The organism is Terrabacter terrigena (assembly GCF_042676085.1).
In the GTDB taxonomy this organism is placed as follows: Bacteria; Actinomycetota; Actinomycetes; order Actinomycetales; family Dermatophilaceae; genus Terrabacter; species Terrabacter terrigena.
In genome coordinates, this window is sequence record NZ_JBHTKH010000007.1 from 233145 (window position 1) to 249073 (window position 15929).

General features: G+C 71.1%; 11 protein-coding genes. 9 read left to right on the plus strand and 2 right to left on the minus strand.

Annotated features, from left to right (window positions below):
• Window positions 1-96 precede the first annotated feature (96 nt).
• The 9 genes from ACFQ2V_RS12975 (at window position 97) to ACFQ2V_RS13015 (ending at window position 12463) form a co-directional block, all read left to right on the plus strand.
• Window positions 97-2406, plus strand: a complete 2310-nt coding sequence (locus tag ACFQ2V_RS12975) for a glycoside hydrolase family 31 protein (protein ID WP_386053146.1) — start codon at window positions 97-99, stop codon at window positions 2404-2406.
• Entirely contained in the window at window positions 2403-4727 is a 2325-nt protein-coding gene (locus ACFQ2V_RS12980; RefSeq protein ID WP_386053147.1) for a glycoside hydrolase family 31 protein, read from the plus strand. Before ACFQ2V_RS12975 ends, ACFQ2V_RS12980 begins: the two co-directional genes overlap by 4 nt.
• Before the next feature lie 92 nt (window positions 4728-4819).
• A complete protein-coding gene (locus ACFQ2V_RS12985) occupies window positions 4820-5872 on the plus strand; it encodes a cation diffusion facilitator family transporter (protein ID WP_386053149.1) in 1053 nt (350 codons plus the stop codon).
• Between the two features lie 116 nt (window positions 5873-5988).
• The gene (locus ACFQ2V_RS12990; protein WP_386053150.1) at window positions 5989-6744 is read left to right on the plus strand and encodes a DeoR/GlpR family DNA-binding transcription regulator; all 756 of its coding nucleotides are present in this window, start codon (window positions 5989-5991) and stop codon (window positions 6742-6744) included.
• 118 nt (window positions 6745-6862) lie between these two features.
• Window positions 6863-8317: an extracellular solute-binding protein gene (locus tag ACFQ2V_RS12995; protein WP_386053151.1), complete on the plus strand. Its 1455-nt coding sequence runs from the start codon at window positions 6863-6865 to the stop codon at window positions 8315-8317.
• 43 nt (window positions 8318-8360) lie between these two features.
• Entirely contained in the window at window positions 8361-9323 is a 963-nt protein-coding gene (locus ACFQ2V_RS13000; protein WP_386053153.1) for a carbohydrate ABC transporter permease, read from the plus strand.
• 7 nt (window positions 9324-9330) lie between these two features.
• Complete coding sequence (locus ACFQ2V_RS13005) at window positions 9331-10152, plus strand: ABC transporter permease subunit (RefSeq protein ID WP_386053154.1); 822 nt, start codon at window positions 9331-9333, stop codon at window positions 10150-10152.
• A complete protein-coding gene (locus ACFQ2V_RS13010) occupies window positions 10152-11231 on the plus strand; it encodes an ABC transporter ATP-binding protein (protein WP_386053156.1) in 1080 nt (359 codons plus the stop codon). Before ACFQ2V_RS13005 ends, ACFQ2V_RS13010 begins: the two co-directional genes overlap by 1 nt.
• A complete protein-coding gene (locus ACFQ2V_RS13015; RefSeq protein WP_386053157.1) occupies window positions 11228-12463 on the plus strand; it encodes a CehA/McbA family metallohydrolase in 1236 nt (411 codons plus the stop codon). Before ACFQ2V_RS13010 ends, ACFQ2V_RS13015 begins: the two co-directional genes overlap by 4 nt.
• A gap of 93 nt (window positions 12464-12556) precedes the next feature.
• Here the strand turns inward: ACFQ2V_RS13015 and ACFQ2V_RS13020 are convergent, their stop codons facing one another.
• Window positions 12557-15337 carry a glycoside hydrolase family 38 N-terminal domain-containing protein gene (locus ACFQ2V_RS13020; RefSeq protein ID WP_386053158.1) on the minus strand — a complete coding sequence of 927 codons (2781 nt, stop codon included), beginning with the start codon at window positions 15335-15337 and terminating at the stop codon, window positions 12557-12559.
• Between the two features lie 104 nt (window positions 15338-15441).
• Window positions 15442-15929: HNH endonuclease signature motif containing protein (locus ACFQ2V_RS13025; protein ID WP_386053160.1), on the minus strand; the 488-nt coding region annotated here is incomplete at its 5' end.

Genomic DNA, 15929 nt, shown 5'->3' on the forward strand with positions numbered 1-15929 from the left:
CTCCGGACGCAGAGCGGACCCCCCACCGCGCTTCCCCTGCGAGCGGCCCCGCCGTCACCTCCTCCACCAGACCCGCGACCCGAAAGCCCGGCCCGCATGAGCAGCCTCGTCACCCACCGTCCGCACGGCATCGAGCACCCGTATGCCGTCTCGCCCGACCAGCGCGTGCCCGTCCTCCCGCTCGTCGGCGCCACGACGATGCTCGGCGTGCAGTGCGCGCCCGAGGTGGTGTCGGTCGTCTGCGAGTGGCGCGGGCGATCGACGGACCAGGCCGAGGCGGCCCGGCTCGACCTCGCCCCCGTGGTCGCCAGTGCGGCGGACGCGGCGGCGCTCGCCGGGGGCGAGGGCCACCTCGCCGAGGCGCAGGCCGCATCGATCGGCGGCGAGGGAGCCTGGGCCGTCGGGTCGCCGGCGCTCGAGGACGTCGGCGGGTACTGCTACCGGTTCGTCGCGTCGACGGCTGACGGCCGTTCCGAGGCGACGTCGTGGTTCGAGGTCGCGCCGGCCCGGTGGGTCGCCGCGCTGCCCGACGGCTTCGACGGGTCGGTCACCATGTCCGATGCCGTGTCCGGTGCCGGCAGCCGGCTCGTCGAGGGCTCGGTCGAGTGGCTCGTGTCGGCGGACGGCATCCACCGGGCGCGGTTCGCGCTGGCCCTGCGGGAAGGCGACCACGTCGTCGGCTTCGGGGAGCGCTTCGACCACCTCGACCAGGCCGGGCGCCGGCTCGACGCCGTCGTCTTCGAGCAGTACAAGTCCCAAGGCGTGCACGGCCGGACCTACCTGCCCATGCCCTTCGCGCACGTCGTCGGGGCCGACGGTAGCTCGTGGGGTTTCCACGTGCGCACCTCGCGGCGCACCTGGTTCGACTGCGGTGTCAGTGCCTCCGACCGGCTGGTCGTCGAGGTCGCCCTGGGCGGCACCGCTCGCGAGTCCGTCGACGTCGGTGTCTTCGACGGCTCGCCGACCGACGTGCTGCGGGGCTTCCTCGACGAGGTGGGCCGCGCGGAGGAGCTGCCGGCGTGGGTCTTCAAGCTCTGGGCCTCGGGCAACGAGTGGAACACCCAGGCCCTCGTCACCCAGCGGATGGACAGCCACCGCGAGCTCGACATCCCCGTCGGTGTGATCGTCATCGAGGCGTGGAGCGACGAGGAGGGCATCATGCTCTTCCGCGACGCGACGTACGCCCCGCGACCGGACGGGTCGCCGTTCGCGCTGTCGGACTTCACGTTCCCCGCCGACGGCGCGTGGCCCGACCCGAAGGCGATGGTCGACGACCTGCACGCCCGTGGGATCAAGGTCATCCTCTGGCAGATCCCACTCCTCAAGACGGCCCTCTCGGAGGACGGACTGCACGAGCAGGTCCTCGCCGAGGGCGAGGCCATGGTCCGCGAGGGTCACGCGGTCCGCGAGGCCGACGGGACGGCATACCTCAACCGGGGCTGGTGGTTCCCGAAGTCACTCATGCCCGACCTCTCGACCCAGCGCACCCGCGACTGGTGGACGGCCAAGCGCGACTACCTCGTGCGCGACCTCGGCGTCGACGGCTTCAAGACCGACGGCGGCGAGCACGCGTGGGGTCACGACCTCGCGTACGGCGACGGGCGCCGCGGCGACGAGGGCAACAACCTCTACCCGGTGCACTACGCCCGCGCGTTCGGTGACCTGCTGCGCAAGCACGGCAAGGCTCCGATCACGTTCTCCCGCAGTGGTTTCAGCGGGTCGCAGCCGCACGGAGTCTTCTGGGCCGGTGACGAGGACTCCACGTGGGAGGCGTTCCGCCACTCGGTGACGGCCGGGCTCACGGCCGCCTCGTGCGGCATCGTCTACTGGGGCTGGGACCTCGCCGGCTTCTCCGGCCCGGTGCCCGACGCCGAGCTCTACCTCCGGGCTGCGGGGGCGTCGGCCTTCATGCCGGTCATGCAGTACCACTCGGAGTTCAACCACCACCAGAAGCCGTTGCGCGACCGCACCCCGTGGCACGTCGCCGAGCAGACTGGTGACGATCGCGTCGTGCCGGTCTTCCGCGAGTTCGCCTGGCTGCGTGAGCGGCTCGTCGACTACCTCGCCTCGTCGGCTGCCACCACGGTCGCCACCGACAGGCCCCTGATGCGTCCGCTCTTCTTCGACCACCCGACGGCTGCCGAGGTGTGGGAGCACCCGCAGCAGTGGATGCTCGGTGCGGACCTGCTCGTCAGCCCGGTCACCGCCCCGGGCGTGACGACCTGGCCGGTGTGGCTGCCCGAGGGGGAGTGGGTCGACGTGTGGACCGGCTCACCGGTCGGCGGTGGCCGCGTGGTGGAGCGGGACGTCCCCATCGAGGTCGTGCCGGTGTGGTGCCGAGCTGAGGCATGGCCGTCGCTGGCGGCTGTCTTCCAGAACGAGATCTTTGACAGGGTGGATGCATGAGGACCGACCACTTCATCCGATTCGAGCGCGTCGACTCCGTCGAGCGGACCGAGCGCGGCCTGCGGGCGCGCCTGCACGGCGAGCAGCTGCGCGTCGAGGCCGTGCGTCCCGACGTCGTGCGCCTTCAGCTGAGCCGCGGGGGCGTCTTCGACGAGAAGCCGACGTATGCCGTGTGCGTCGACCCGTTCGCGGCCGACGGCGGCGCCTCGGTCGACTGGACCGCGGAGGAGTCGGACGGCTCGTGGACGCTGACGACCGACGAGCTCGTCGTGACGCTGTGGCTCGACCCGTTCCGCGTCGACGTGCACCGTACCGACGGCTCGGTGGTCGTCGAGTCGGCGCCGGATGCCGAGGGCCGCTACTGGACGTACGCCACGCTCAACGACGCGTGGACGACGCGGCGTCGCATCGGTCGTGACGACGCGATCTACGGGCTCGGCGAGAAGGGTGGCCGGCACAACCGCCGCGGCCGCGACTTCACGATGTGGAACACCGACGTCCTCAATGAGCATGCGACCGCCGAGTTCCGGGCCGGGCTCGACGCGGACGACCCTCGGGCCGACATGACGAGCACCGAGTTCGACCCGTACTACGTGACCATCCCGTTCTTCCACCAGCGCTCGGCCGAGACCGGCACGGCCGTCGGCTCGTTCGTCGACAACGGCTACCGCGGCGAGTACGAGTTCAGCCGCGACGACGAGTACCGCATCACCTTCCACGGCGGTCAGTGGACCGAGTACGTCTTCGCCGGGCCGTCGATGGCCTCGATCATCGAGCGCTACACCTGGCTGACCGGGCGCGCGTCGCTGCCGCCGATCTGGGCGCTGGGCTACCACCACTGCCGGTGGCACGCATACAAGCAGGAGGACATCGAGGTCATCGCGAAGCGCTATCGCGACGACGAGTTCCCCTGCGACGCGATCTGGCTCGACATCGACTACATGGACGGCTACCGCGTCTTCACGTGGGACTCCGAGCGCTACCCCGACCCGGCCGGCATGCTCAAGGGCCTCGCCAACCAGGGCTTCCGGGCCATCACGATCGTCGACCCGGGCGTCAAGCACGACCCCGGCTACGAGGTCTACGACGACGGTCTGGAGAAGGGCGTCTTCTGCCGCACCGAGGGCGGCGACACCTACGTCGGACAGGTCTGGCCGGGCAACACCGTCTTCCCCGACTTCGTGACGCCCGAGGCGCGTTCGTGGTGGGGCGACCTCAACGCGCGCCACGTCGAGTCCGGCCTCGCCGGCATCTGGAACGACATGAACGAGCCCGCCACCGGCGAGATCGCCCCCGAGGCGATGCTCTTCGACAAGGGCCGGGCCAAGCACGAGCGCTACCACAACCAGTACGCGCTGCTCATGGCGATGGGGACCATCGAGGGACTCCGCGCCGCCCAGCCGGACGCGCGGACGTTCATCCTCTCGCGGGCCGGCTTCGCCGGCATCCAGCGGTACGCCGCGAACTGGATGGGCGACAACCAGGCGCGCTGGGACCACCTGTGGGTCAGCATGCCGATGGCCTGCGGCTTCGGGCTCTCGGGTCAGCCGTTCGTCGGCGCCGACATCGGTGGCTTCCAGGGAGACACGAATCCCGAGCTCTTCCTGCGGTGGATGCAGATGGGAGCCCTGACCCCCTTCTGCCGCAACCACTCCGAGACCAACAACGTCGACCAGTACCCGTGGTCCTTCGGCGAGGAGATCCACGACCTCGTGCGCGACGTGGTGCGGCTGCGCTACCGGCTGATGCCCTACATCTACTCGGCGTTCGTGCGTGCGACCGAGACCGGTGAGCCCGTGCAGCGCCCGCTCGTGCTGGACTTCCAGGACGACCCCGAGGTCGTCGACATCGACGACCAGTACCTCTTCGGCCGCGACCTGCTCGTGGCCCCCGTCACCGAGGCCGGTATGACGTCACGCTCGGTCTACCTGCCCGCTGGTGGCTGGTACGACTGGCACACCGGGGAGTTCCACGAGGGTGGGCAGCGCATCACCGTCGACACCCCGCGCGAGCGGATCCCGCTCTTCGCGCGTGCCGGTGCAGCGATCCCCATGTGGGCAGAGGCGCCCGCGTCGACCGACGACCACCACCCCGAGGTCGTCGAGCTGCACGTCTTCGACCCGGCCGCCGACGGCCGCTGGGAGTCGGTGCTCGTCGAGGACGACGGCCTCACGGTCGCCGAGGGCGCACCCGAGCGCTTGACGACGACGGTCGTGGTCAGCCGGGCGGGCGACGACGTGCAGGTCGAGCACACCACCGACGGCCCCGGGTATGCCGCCCACGCGCGCACCCGCTTCGACGTCGTGCGTCACTCCGCCTGACGGCATACGCCCGCCCGCGGGTATGGCTGGTGCACGGCCGCCCGGCCGATGGTGCTTGCGCGCGCCGATCGATGGGGAGAAGGGTGGCATCCGTGGCAGACGAGCGACAGGACGCAGCGGCGGGCGAGTCCGAGAAGAGCGAGGGCGGCGGTGGCGGCGGCGAGAGTCTGCTGACCGTCATCATCGCGCTGGCGGCGAACGCGCTCATCGCAGTGGCGAAGTCGGTCGTGGCGGTCATCACGGGGTCGGCCTCGATGGTCGCGGAGGCGGCGCACTCGTGGGCCGACGCCGGCAACGAGGTCTTCCTCATCATGGCCGAGCGCAAGGCGGCCCAGCCGCGCGACGCGAGGCACCCGTTCGGCTACGGGCGGGAGGCGTACGTCTGGTCGATGTTCGCGGCCTTCGGCCTCTTCGGCGCCGGCGCGGTCGTGTCGGTGTGGCACGGCATCTCGGTGCTCGGGCACGAGGAGCAGGAGACGTCGTACACGTGGGCGTACGCGGTGCTCGCCATCGCGTTCGTGCTCGAGAGCGTCTCGTTCGTCCAGGCGACGCGGCAGACCCGCGCCGAGGCCAAGCGGCGCGGACTGCGGCCGCTGAAGTTCATCGCGAACACCTCGAACCCAACGCTCCGTGCCGTCTTCGCGGAGGACGCCGCGGCGCTGATCGGCCTGCTCATCGCGGGGCTCGGCATCGTCCTGCACCAGGTGACCGGGCAGGCGGTGTGGGACGCCGTCGGCTCGATCCTCGTCGGTCTGCTGCTCGGGGTCGTCGCGATCTTCCTCATCCGGCGCAACCGTGACTTCCTCGTCGGCGAGGCGGTGAGCGCCGAGGTGTGGCGGCGGGCGCTCGACGAGCTCAACGACAGCCCGGAGGTCGAGCGGGTGACGTTCCTGCACCTGGAGTTCGTCGGGCCGGGCAAGGTCTTCCTCGTGGCGGCGGTCGACCTCGTCGGTGACGAGACCGAGGCGAAGGTCGCCGACCGACTCACCGCCCTCGGGCACGGTATCGAGCAGCACCAGGTGGTCGAGCGTGCGGTGATCACCCTGTCGAGCCCGGACGCGCAGACCATCGAGCCGGACTCCGTGGGTGCGTCGGGCGGCGGAGGCACGGCCGGCGAGATGAGCAGGGGCGGCCGCCTCTCCTGACCCGCGCCGGGCCCCACGGTCGGGCCGGTGGTGCCGCGATCACCACGGCGATCATTGCTGCGCACTTGCCGCTCACCAGCGCGCATTTTCGCTCATTTCTGTGCAAGAGTTCGATCGTGCGATACGCCAGGCACCGCGCGATTGCCGACGAGGTCAGAGACGGAGCCGTCTCCGTGCAGGACCTCGTCGTGCGCCTGGGCGTCTCGTCGGCGACCATCCGCCGCGACCTCGCCGAGCTCGCCCACGCAGGCCTCGTGCGCCGCGTCCACGGTGGCGCGGCGCCCGCGCTGCCGGTCGAGGTCGACCAGCCCTACGAGAAGGCCGCCGACGACGCGGCCGCCGAGAAGCAGCGCATCGCCCGCCGCGCGGCAGAGCTCGTGCACGACGGCGACACCGTGCTGCTCGACATCGGCACGACCACCGGCGCCCTGGCCCGCGAGCTGAGGGGCCGCAGCATCACCGTCATCACCCCGAGCCTCGCGGTGCTCGACGAGCTGCGCGACGACCCCGTCGTCGACCTCGTCATCCTCGGCGGTGCGCTCCGGCGCGCCTACCACTCGCTCGTCGGCCCGCTCACCGAGGACGCCCTGCGCCACGTCAGCGCCTCGCTCGTCTTCCTCGGCACGAGCGGCGTCGACTCCGAGGGCTGGATCCTCGACACCACGTCGGTGGAGGTGCCGACCAAGCGCCGGCTCGTCGAGAGCGGCGGCCGCGTCGTGCTCCTCGCCGACCACACGAAGTTCCCCGGCAAGGGGTCGATCCGGGTGTGCGACATGCGGTCGGTGTCGGTGCTCATCACCACCTCGCTCGCGAACCCGCACACCCTCGGCCGCGCCCGCGAGGCCGGGACGGAGGTCCTGCTCGCCCCCTGACCTCCATCGCGGGCGGCCCAGGCCAACCGCGGCCCGCAGCCCACAGCCCGGCAGCCCGCAGCCACGACAGACGCCACCCATGTCACCCCCCAGCACGCATCGGAGAAGGAGCCACACCATGGAAGTCCGTCCCGCCACCCACGAGACGCCGCGCCCGGCACCGGCCCGTCCGCTGCGGCGCACCGTGATCGTCGGTCTCGCCGCGTCCGTCGCCATGGTGGGGGCTGCGTGCGACCGCGGGTCGTCGACGTCTGCCAACCCCACGCAGAACGCCGACGCCAAGGACGTCACGCTGACCATCACGTCCAACTCCATCGCCGGCGGCAAGAACGCCGAAGAGGCCGACTGGTACGCGAAGTACGTCATCCCGACCTTCACCCAGCAGCAGAAGGCCAAGGGCGTCACGGTGAAGGTCACCTTCCAGCCGTCCGGTGTCGACGACGAGCAGTACAAGACCAAGGTCGCGCTCGACCTCAAGAGCCGCGCGGGTGCCGACGTCATGGCCCTCGACGGCATCTGGGTCGGCGAGTTCGCCCAGGCCGGCTACCTCAAGCCACTCACCGACGTCGCCGGGGCGGGAGTCTCGTCGTGGGAGGGCTGGTCGCAGATCCCCAAGGCCGTGCAGGCCAACGCGTCGTTCGAGGACAAGGCGTACGGCATACCTGCTGGCACCGACGGGCGCGTCCTCTACTTCAACAAGAAGCTCTTCGCGCAGGCCGGCCTGCCGGCCGACTGGCAGCCGAAGTCGTGGCAGGAGATCGTCGACGCCGGCACCAAGCTGAAGTCGATCCAGGGCGTCGAGCCGGTCCAGATCAACGCCGGCACCGCGATGGGCGAGGCGACCACGATGCAGGGCGTCCTGCCGCTGCTCGTCGGGACGGGCTCCGAGATCTACGCCGACAACAAGTGGCAGGGCGACACCAAGGCCGTACGCGACGTGCTCACCTTCTACAAGCAGCTCGTCGACCAGGGGCTGACCAACAAGAACTACCAGCAGGCGGCCAAGGGCCGTGACCAGTCGTTCGCGGCCTTCGCGGCGGGCAAGGTCGGCATCCTCCTCGAGGGCGACTACTTCTGGCGGTCGGTCATCAACCCCGACCAGGGCGCCAACCCGATGGCCTCGCGCGACGCCGACGTCGGCTGGGCGTTCATCCCGGCTCGCGAGCCCGGCGCGGGGGTCGGCGGCACCGACTTCGTCTCGATGTCGGGCGGCGGCGGCTACTTCCTCAACCCGAACACGAAGTACCCGCAGCAGGCGTGGGAGCTGCTCCAGTTCCTCGGGTCGGCCCACGCGATCAACGCGCTGCTCGCCGGCTCCGCGAGGATCACGGCGCGCCAGGACGTGAACGAGAAGGTGCTCGCCAAGGACCCGCTCCTGACGTTCATCTCGCAGAAGGTGCTGCCGGTGACGCACTACCGGCCTGGTCTCGCCGTCTACCCGCAGGTCTCGCAGGCCCTTCAGCAGGCGACGGCCGACATCGTGTCGGGCAAGAGCGTCGACGAGGCGGCGAAGGCCTACTCGGCGGCGGTGGTCAAGGCTGTCGGCGGCGCCGACAAGGTGGCGACATCCTGATGGTCGCCGGGCACCCGCCCCTGCAGGGGGAGGCGGGTGCCCGATGACCGCCACCATGGATCGCAAGGACGGCAAGGACCGCAAGGACCGCCACGACGGCAGGGTCCGCCGGGACCGCGGGACACGTCGGGTCGAGTCGATCGACGCGGCCGGTCTCGGGCGCGCCCGGGCGGCAGGCCTCGTCGCCCCGGCGCTCATCCTCGTGCTGGCGTTCCTCGTCGTGCCGGCCGTGTGGACCGTCTACCTCGGCGTCACCGACTACCGCCTCACCGGCATCCAGGCGGCGAATCCCGAGCTCGTCGGGCTCGACAACTTCAGGGCCGCGCTCGTCGACCCCGACTTCCGCAACTCGCTGTGGCTGACGCTGCTCTTCGTGCTCGGCTCGGCGATCGTCGGGCAGACCGTCGCCGGGTTCGCGCTCGCGTGGACGCTGCGCACCGTGCCCAAGCTCGTCCGCTCGGCCGTCGAGACGCTGGTGCTGCTCGCATGGATCCTGCCGAGCTCGATCGTCGCGTTCCTCTGGGTCGCCTACCTCTCCGGCGACGGCGGCACCCTCAACGCGCTGCTCCGGACCACCGGCACCGAGTGGCTGCTCGAGCACCCGATGGGCTCGATCATCGTCTTCAACACCTGGCGCGGCACGGCGTTCTCGATGCTGCTCTTCTCCGCGGCACTCGGGGCGGTGCCGCCCTCGCAGCTTGAGTCGGCACGCCTCGCAGGCGCCGGCGCGTTCGCCCAGCTGCGCGACGTCGTGCTGCCCCACATCCGCGGCCACGTGCTCACCAACACGCTGCTCATCAGCCTTTGGACCTTCAACGACTTCTCGCCCTACCTGCTCACCGCGGGCGGTCCCAACCACGCGAGCGAGACGCTGCCGGTCTTCATCTACAACAAGGCCCTCTACGGCGGGCAGCTCGGCTACGGGTCCGCCATCTCGTTCATCATGCTCGTCATCAACCTCGTCATCGCGCTCTTCTACGTGCGCCTGCTGAGGGAGCGGCGGTGAGGGCCCGATGAGAGCCCGGTCGGTCGTCGGGCGCCTCGCGCTCGTCGCGTTCCTCGCGGCGGTCGTGGCGTTCTGGGCGCTGCCGATGCTGTGGCTCGTCACGGCTCCGTTCGACTCGCGGCCGGGGCTCGACGTCAGCTGGCCCGACTGGACGCTCGCCAACTTCGAGAAGCTGTCGGAGAACCCGTACGCGTTCTCCTCCCTCAAGAACTCCGTCTACCTCGCGGTGGGCACGATGCTCGGCGTGACCGCCCTCGCGGCGCTCGCGGCTTACTCCCTCTCGCGGGTGCGCATCCCGGGGCGAAACGGCATCCTCTACGGGCTGCTGCTGCTCAGCTCGATCGTCACGGGCACGGCCGCGATGGTGCCGATCTTCCAGCTGATGTTCCAGCTCAACCTCATCGACGACCGCTCCGGCGTGATCCTCGTGCTGACGGGCGGCCTTCTGCCAGCGGCGATCTTCATCCTCAAGGACTTCATGGACGCGACGCCGAAGTCCTACGAGGAGAGCGCGCGGGTCTTCGGGGCGAGCCCGACCCAGGTGCTTCGGCACGTCGTCCTGCCGATCGTGCGGCCGGGGCTCGCGACCATCGCCGTGTGGGCGCTCGTCAACGTGTGGAGCGACTTCCTCACGGCATACATCCTGCTGCGCGACCCGGCCAAGATCCCGGCCGGCGTCGTCATGTACACGTTCTACTCCGAGGGCGGGCAGGCGAATCTGCCTCTCATCTCTGCGTTCTCGCTCGTCTACGCGCTGCCGGTGGTGGCGCTCTACCTGTTCGTCAACCGACGCTACGGGTTCCGGTTCCACGGAGGCATCAAGAGCTGATGGCCAGTATTCGTATCGAGGGCCTCACCAAGGTCTACCCGGGTGACGTCACCGCCATCGACGGTCTCGACGTCACGGTCGAGGACGGGTCGTTCTTCGCGCTGCTCGGCCCCTCGGGCTGCGGCAAGACGACACTGCTGCGCACCATCGCGGGGCTGGAGGAGGCGTCGGGCGGCTCGATCGCGATCGGCGAGCGAGACGTGACGACGCTCGCGCCGGGCGACCGCAACGTCGCCATGGTGTTCCAGGACTACGCGCTCTTCCCGCACATGACGGTGACCGACAACATCGCGTACCCGTTGCGCATCAAGAAGGTCGGCCGCAGCGAGCGCGCGGCGAAGGCGGCCGAGACCGGCGAGGGGCTCGGGCTGTCGGCCCTCATGGAGCGGCGACCCGGTGAGCTGTCGGGTGGCCAGCAGCAGCGCGTGGCGCTCGCGCGGGCGATGGCCTGCCAGCCGAGCGTCTTCCTCCTCGACGAGCCGCTCTCGAACCTCGACGCCCGGCTGCGGCTCGAGGCGCGCACCTTCCTCAAGCGGCTGCAGAAGGACCTCGGCGTCACGACCGTCTTCGTCACGCACGACCAGAGCGAGGCGCTCGCGATGGCCGACCAGATCGCCGTCATGGAGGCCGGACGGATCCGCCAGCTCGGCACGCCCTCCGAGATCTTCCGCCGGCCGGCCAACACGTTCGTCGCCAACTTCATCGGGTCGACGCCGATGAACATGCTCCCGGGCAAGCTCGTCGGTGGCTCGTTGCAGGTCGGGTCGCTCGAGGGCGTCGACGCGGTCTCCGCCGGGTGGGCGGGTGCCGGCGCGCCGGACGGCGAGGTGACCGTGGCGTTCCGGCCGGAGTACGCGCGTGTCGACGGGAAGGGGCCGCTCGTCTTCGAGGGGACCGTCGAGACGACCGAGAGCCTGGGGGCGAGCGTCCTGGTCACGGCGCGCACCGACGACGGCCAGCGCGTGCAGGTTGTCGTGCCGGAGGGGGAGGAGCCGGAGGTCGGGGCGGTCGTGGGGGTCGCCCCGGCCTCCGGGCGAGTGCTCGTCTACGACGCGGAGGGGGAGCTGCTGTCGCCATGACGTCCCCGACGCTGCTGCGGGTCAGTCGCACGTGGCGGCCCGAGGACCGCGCGGAGGCGCAGATCCGCTCCATCGCCTTCGACGTGCCCGGGTCAGGGGAGGGCGCGATCGAGGTCGAGATGACGTATGCCGCCGAGCCGGGTGCCGTGCTCGACCTCGGCCTCGAGGGGCCGGGGGGATACGTCGGGTGGTCGGGTGGGGCACGTAGCCGCGTCGTCGTCTCCCAAGGGTGGGCGACGCCGGGCTACGTGCCCCAAGCGGTGGAGCCGGGGATGTGGTGCGTGCTCATCGGGCTGCACCGCGTGCCGGCCTCGGGTGCGGCGATGGAGCTGACCGTGCGGGTGGTGGAGCCGTCCGTCGTCGAGGAGCACCGGCGGTCGGAACCCGAGGACCCGGAACCGCGCGAGGTGGCGGGCGAGGCGGCCGGGCTCCGGCGTGGGCTGCCGACGGTGGACGGCATGCGATGGCTCGCCGGCGACTTCCACTCGCACACGGTGCACTCGGACGGGTCGCTGTCGGTGGGTGGGCTGGCGGCGCTCGCTGTCTCGCGTGGTCTGGACTTCCTGGCCGTCACCGACCACAACACGACGAGCCACCACGCGCACCTGCCTGGGGTGGGCCGCCGGCACGGGATCACGCTCGTGCCGGGGCAGGAGGTCACGAGGGACGTCGGGCACGCGAACGTCTTCGGAGACGTCGGGCTCGTCGACTTCCGGTCGCCGCCCGAGACATGGGCGGCGCAAGCGGCGAGCCGCGGCGGGCTGTTGTCGGTCAACCACCCGCTCGGTGGTGACTGCGCGTGGCTGCTGCCGGTGGACCGCCCGCAGGTGGCCGAGGTGTGGCACTCGTCGTGGGCGCAGGTGCCGACGTGGGGTGCGCCGCTCGCCTGGTGGCTGCAGACGCCCGGCACGACCCCGATCGGAGGCAGCGACTTCCACCTGCGCGGCAGTGACGGGTTGCCCGGATCGCCGACGACGTGGGTACTTGCCGAGGGCGACGACATCCTCGGTGCCGTGCGCGCTGGACGGACTGCCGTGAGTGCCGGCGTCGACGGGCCCCTGCTGCTTCGAGACGGCGACGGCGTCGTCGCGTTGAGGGCCGAGGGGCTGATCCTCACCGGGTTCGGACACCGACGGTGTGTGCTGCGCGACGACCGCGTGCGCGTGCCTGAGTGGCAGGGACCGGCCTGGCTGGAAGACGGAGACAGAGCCATCCACGCCCTCTGCCCCTGACCCCTCCCCGCGAGCAATCGAAGGAGCACGCAGTCCTCGACAGCAGGACCGCGCGGTCCCGCTCTAGGGGACGGAGTGCTCTTTCGATGGGGGTCAGGGGGTCAGCGGGGCGCCGATGTCGAGTCTCACTGTGGCGATCTCCCACGCGCGCAGCCGAAGTCGAAGAATGCCGTCCTCCACGTCGAGCGTGTCCCCCGCGCGGCCCATGCCATCGACTCTCGACGCCGACCGGACCGGGACGGCCTCCGACCCGAGCACGGCCTCGCCGGCGTCGTCGCTGGAGTTGAGCAGTCGCACCTCGACCGCCGTGTCGTCGTCCTGGCGTCGCCGGAGTGAGACGAGCTGTACCCCGGCTCCACCGACCGTGAGTCCCTCGGTCGCGCCTGGGGCAGTCTCGGCCGGGGCGGTGCCGGCCCTGACGACGACGGCGTGGAGGTAGGCGTCGGCTGCCTGGGCGAGACCGGCGTCGGCCCACGAGCCGCGGTGCGGCATCACGGCGAGGGACATCGTGCACGGGCCGAGCACCTGCGCCTCTGGTGTCGGCAGCTGCGGCCCGGCGGGCTCGCTGCGGTACGGATGGACGTTGCGGCTCAGGTAGCCGATCGAGCGCAGCAGCGTCACCGCCACCTCGGTGGAGCCGGCGACATCGCCGTCGACGACCTCGTACTCCACCGTGCGGCCGAGCAGGATGCCAGCGCCGCCTGCGTCGACGAACGTCTCGGCCGGGAAGGTCGGCAACGGGTACTCCCCGACGGGTCCGGCTTCCGCCGTGCGGCCACGACGGACGACGGCGAGCTGGCCCTGGGCATGCGAGTGGTCGGCCGGCTCGGCGGTCGGCACGTGCAGCCGAAGGCGGTGGTCGCGCGTGCGGTTCTGCCAGTCGAGCCGCAACCGGACGAAGGGCTCACCGGTGCGCACCTCGACGTGCATCGAGACGAGCGTCGACTCGGTCTCTGCGGACCGTCGAGCCAGGTTGCTGCTGACTGGCAGGCCGTAGCGCCGGTCGACCCGCAGAGCTCCGACGATCGGTCCAGTGCTGCCGACGGCGGCGACGTGCGTGTCGGTCGGCGTGTCGACGAGCACGTCGTGCGCGGGCGGCGCGTAGTTGTACGAGTCGCCGGCGTCTCCGCCGTCGACGAGGCGGCCGACCCCGCGCAGGGTGACGCCCTCTGCCGAAACGATGAGCGAGCCGTCGTCAGCGACCTCGACCCGGACGAGCCTGTTGTCGAGCACCCGGTCGCCGACGCGGATGGATGCCTGGTCGGGCCCCGTGGCTGGGGTTCGGTCGTGGGCAAGTTCGACCACCCGCGCGGTGGTCCAGCCCAAGGAGGGCACGCGCACCGAGGCTGCGATGGCGCGGCGCGGCTCGTCCCGGGTGACGACCCGCCACTCGGTGCCATGGCCGGCTCGTTCCGCCGCCGCGCGCAGACGGGCCTCGGCCGCGATCGCGTCGAAGTCGGGGTCGCCGTGGTCGGCGAGGTGGAACGTGAGGACCATCGCCCCATCGTCGATCTCTAGGTCGTGCACTTGCAGTCCGAAGAGCTCGCGGTCGTGCACGCGGTGCATCAGCCGAGGCAGGTCCTCGGATCGGACTGTCTCGCGGGCCAGCTCGGCGTCCGGCCGGGAAATCTGTTGCGCCGGAACCACGGTGCCGTCGGCCAGCTGCAGGCCGACCTGCGCCCAGTCCGCGGCTGCCGGCACGGTGAGCTCGACGACGTCGCTGCGATGCGATGCGAGCGGGTTGGCGATGACGAGCGAGCCGATCGGAGTCGCCGAGGCGGCCAGGGCCAGTGCACGGTCTTGGACCGCCTGCGCGGCGTGCTCGCCCTCCTGGAGCCGGGCGAGCACCTGGACCGCCGTCTCGTCGACGCCACAGCCGGTGACGGAGTCGTGGCAGGAGGAGTCGATGACGCGACGCCAGGCCATCGACAGATAGTGGCTGGGCAGGGTCGGCAGGTAGAGCGCGGCGAACGGCTCGGCATACCTCGTGAGCAGTCGCTCGGTGCGGGCCATGGCCTCCTTGAGGTGCCACCGGACCGACAGCACGCCCGGCAGGATGTTGGACCGGGCGTGGCTGCGCAGCTCGCCGTCGATGGTGCGCAGCTCGGGTTCCGGAGTGCGCGGTTCGGCGAGGTACTCAGTGAGCGTCGCGACCTTGATGTGCGGGCCGTCCGCGTCGGCGGCGAGGTCGGCTACCTCGCCCATGAGGGAGGGCAGAGGAGCGGCGTGGTCGGTGCCGTACATCGCGAGGAAGTCGCCGTCGTACCAGCGCGTCTGGGTGCCGAGGCGTGCGGCGAGGCGCTCGCGGGCCGCTCCGCCGCCGAAGACGTCGGCGACGTTGCCGTAGCTGTTGGCGAGGAACTCGGTGCGGACGCCGGTGCCGTCGGGCGAGCGCCACCAGAACTCGTGGCGGTCGACCTCGGCCGGGACTCCGCGGTAGACGACGGCCTGCTCGATGCCGACGTGGCGCAGGATCTGCGGCATCTGCGCACAGTGGCCGAACATGTCGGGCAGGTATCCGACGGGCATGACCTCGCCGAGCCGGTTGGCGTCGGCCCAACCCATCTCGAGGTTGCGGATCATCGTCTCGCCGGAGCAGAGGAACTCGTCCATGAGGACGCGCCACGGCCCGATCGCGAGCTGACCGGTGGCGACGAGCTTGCGCACCGCGTCGGTCTGCTCGGGACGGACCTCGAGGTAGTCGTCGATGGCGGCCATCTGGCCGTCCATGGTGAAGCGGAAGTCAGGCTCGCGCGCGGCGCGTTCGACGACGTCGTCCATGAGGTCGACGAGGCGGAGGCGGAAGCGCTGGAAGGGTTCGTACCACTCGCGGTCCCAGTGCGTATGCGGGACGAGCCACACCGTCGAGGTCATGGCTCACGATCATGGCAGCGGGGCACCGCCATTCGGGGCTGCGAGTGCTGACGTGTTCGGACATTCCGCTGGCCCCGCCGGTGTGGGCGGGGTGTGGGGCGGGGTCATCTGGTGTGCCAGGTGACCCCGAATGCGGTGACGGTCGCGGTGAGGTCGTGCTGGTGGACGTGGGTGTGGTGCCGGGGGCAGAGCAGTGCCGCGTTGGTGAGGTCGGTCCGACCGCCGCGCTGCCACGGGATGACGTGGTGGGCGTCGCACCAGGTCGGCGGCACGGTGCAGCCGTCGAAGCTGCAGCCCTTGTCGCGGGCGACCAGTGCGAGGCGCTGGCTGGGGGTGAAGAGCCGTTGGCTACGGCCGACGTCGAGCGGGGCGCCGTCCTTGCCGAGGACCATCGGGATGATCTCGGCATCGCACGCCATCCGGCGCACGACGCTGGGTGAGAGGACGTCGCCGGTGAGCGTGACTCCGGACCCCTTGGCGCCCTTGGCGTCGCCGGAGTCGGTGAGGTCGTTGCGGAGGGTGTCGTGGTCGATGAGCACGACGACCTTGGCCTTGTCGGTGACCGGGACACCGGCCGCGGCGGCGACGCCGC

Coding starts and splice junctions, on each gene's coding strand:
- ACFQ2V_RS12995 (WP_386053151.1), top strand. CDS start 6,863: ATGGAAGTCCGTCCCGCCACCCACGAGACGCCGCGCCCGGCACCGGCC.
- ACFQ2V_RS13005 (WP_386053154.1), top strand. CDS start 9,331: ATGAGAGCCCGGTCGGTCGTCGGGCGCCTCGCGCTCGTCGCGTTCCTC.
- ACFQ2V_RS13000 (WP_386053153.1), top strand. CDS start 8,361: ATGACCGCCACCATGGATCGCAAGGACGGCAAGGACCGCAAGGACCGC.
- ACFQ2V_RS13020 (WP_386053158.1), bottom strand. CDS start 15,337: ATGACCTCGACGGTGTGGCTCGTCCCGCATACGCACTGGGACCGCGAG.
- ACFQ2V_RS13015 (WP_386053157.1), top strand. CDS start 11,228: ATGACGTCCCCGACGCTGCTGCGGGTCAGTCGCACGTGGCGGCCCGAG.
- ACFQ2V_RS13010 (WP_386053156.1), top strand. CDS start 10,152: ATGGCCAGTATTCGTATCGAGGGCCTCACCAAGGTCTACCCGGGTGAC.
- ACFQ2V_RS12980 (WP_386053147.1), top strand. CDS start 2,403: ATGAGGACCGACCACTTCATCCGATTCGAGCGCGTCGACTCCGTCGAG.
- ACFQ2V_RS12975 (WP_386053146.1), top strand. CDS start 97: ATGAGCAGCCTCGTCACCCACCGTCCGCACGGCATCGAGCACCCGTAT.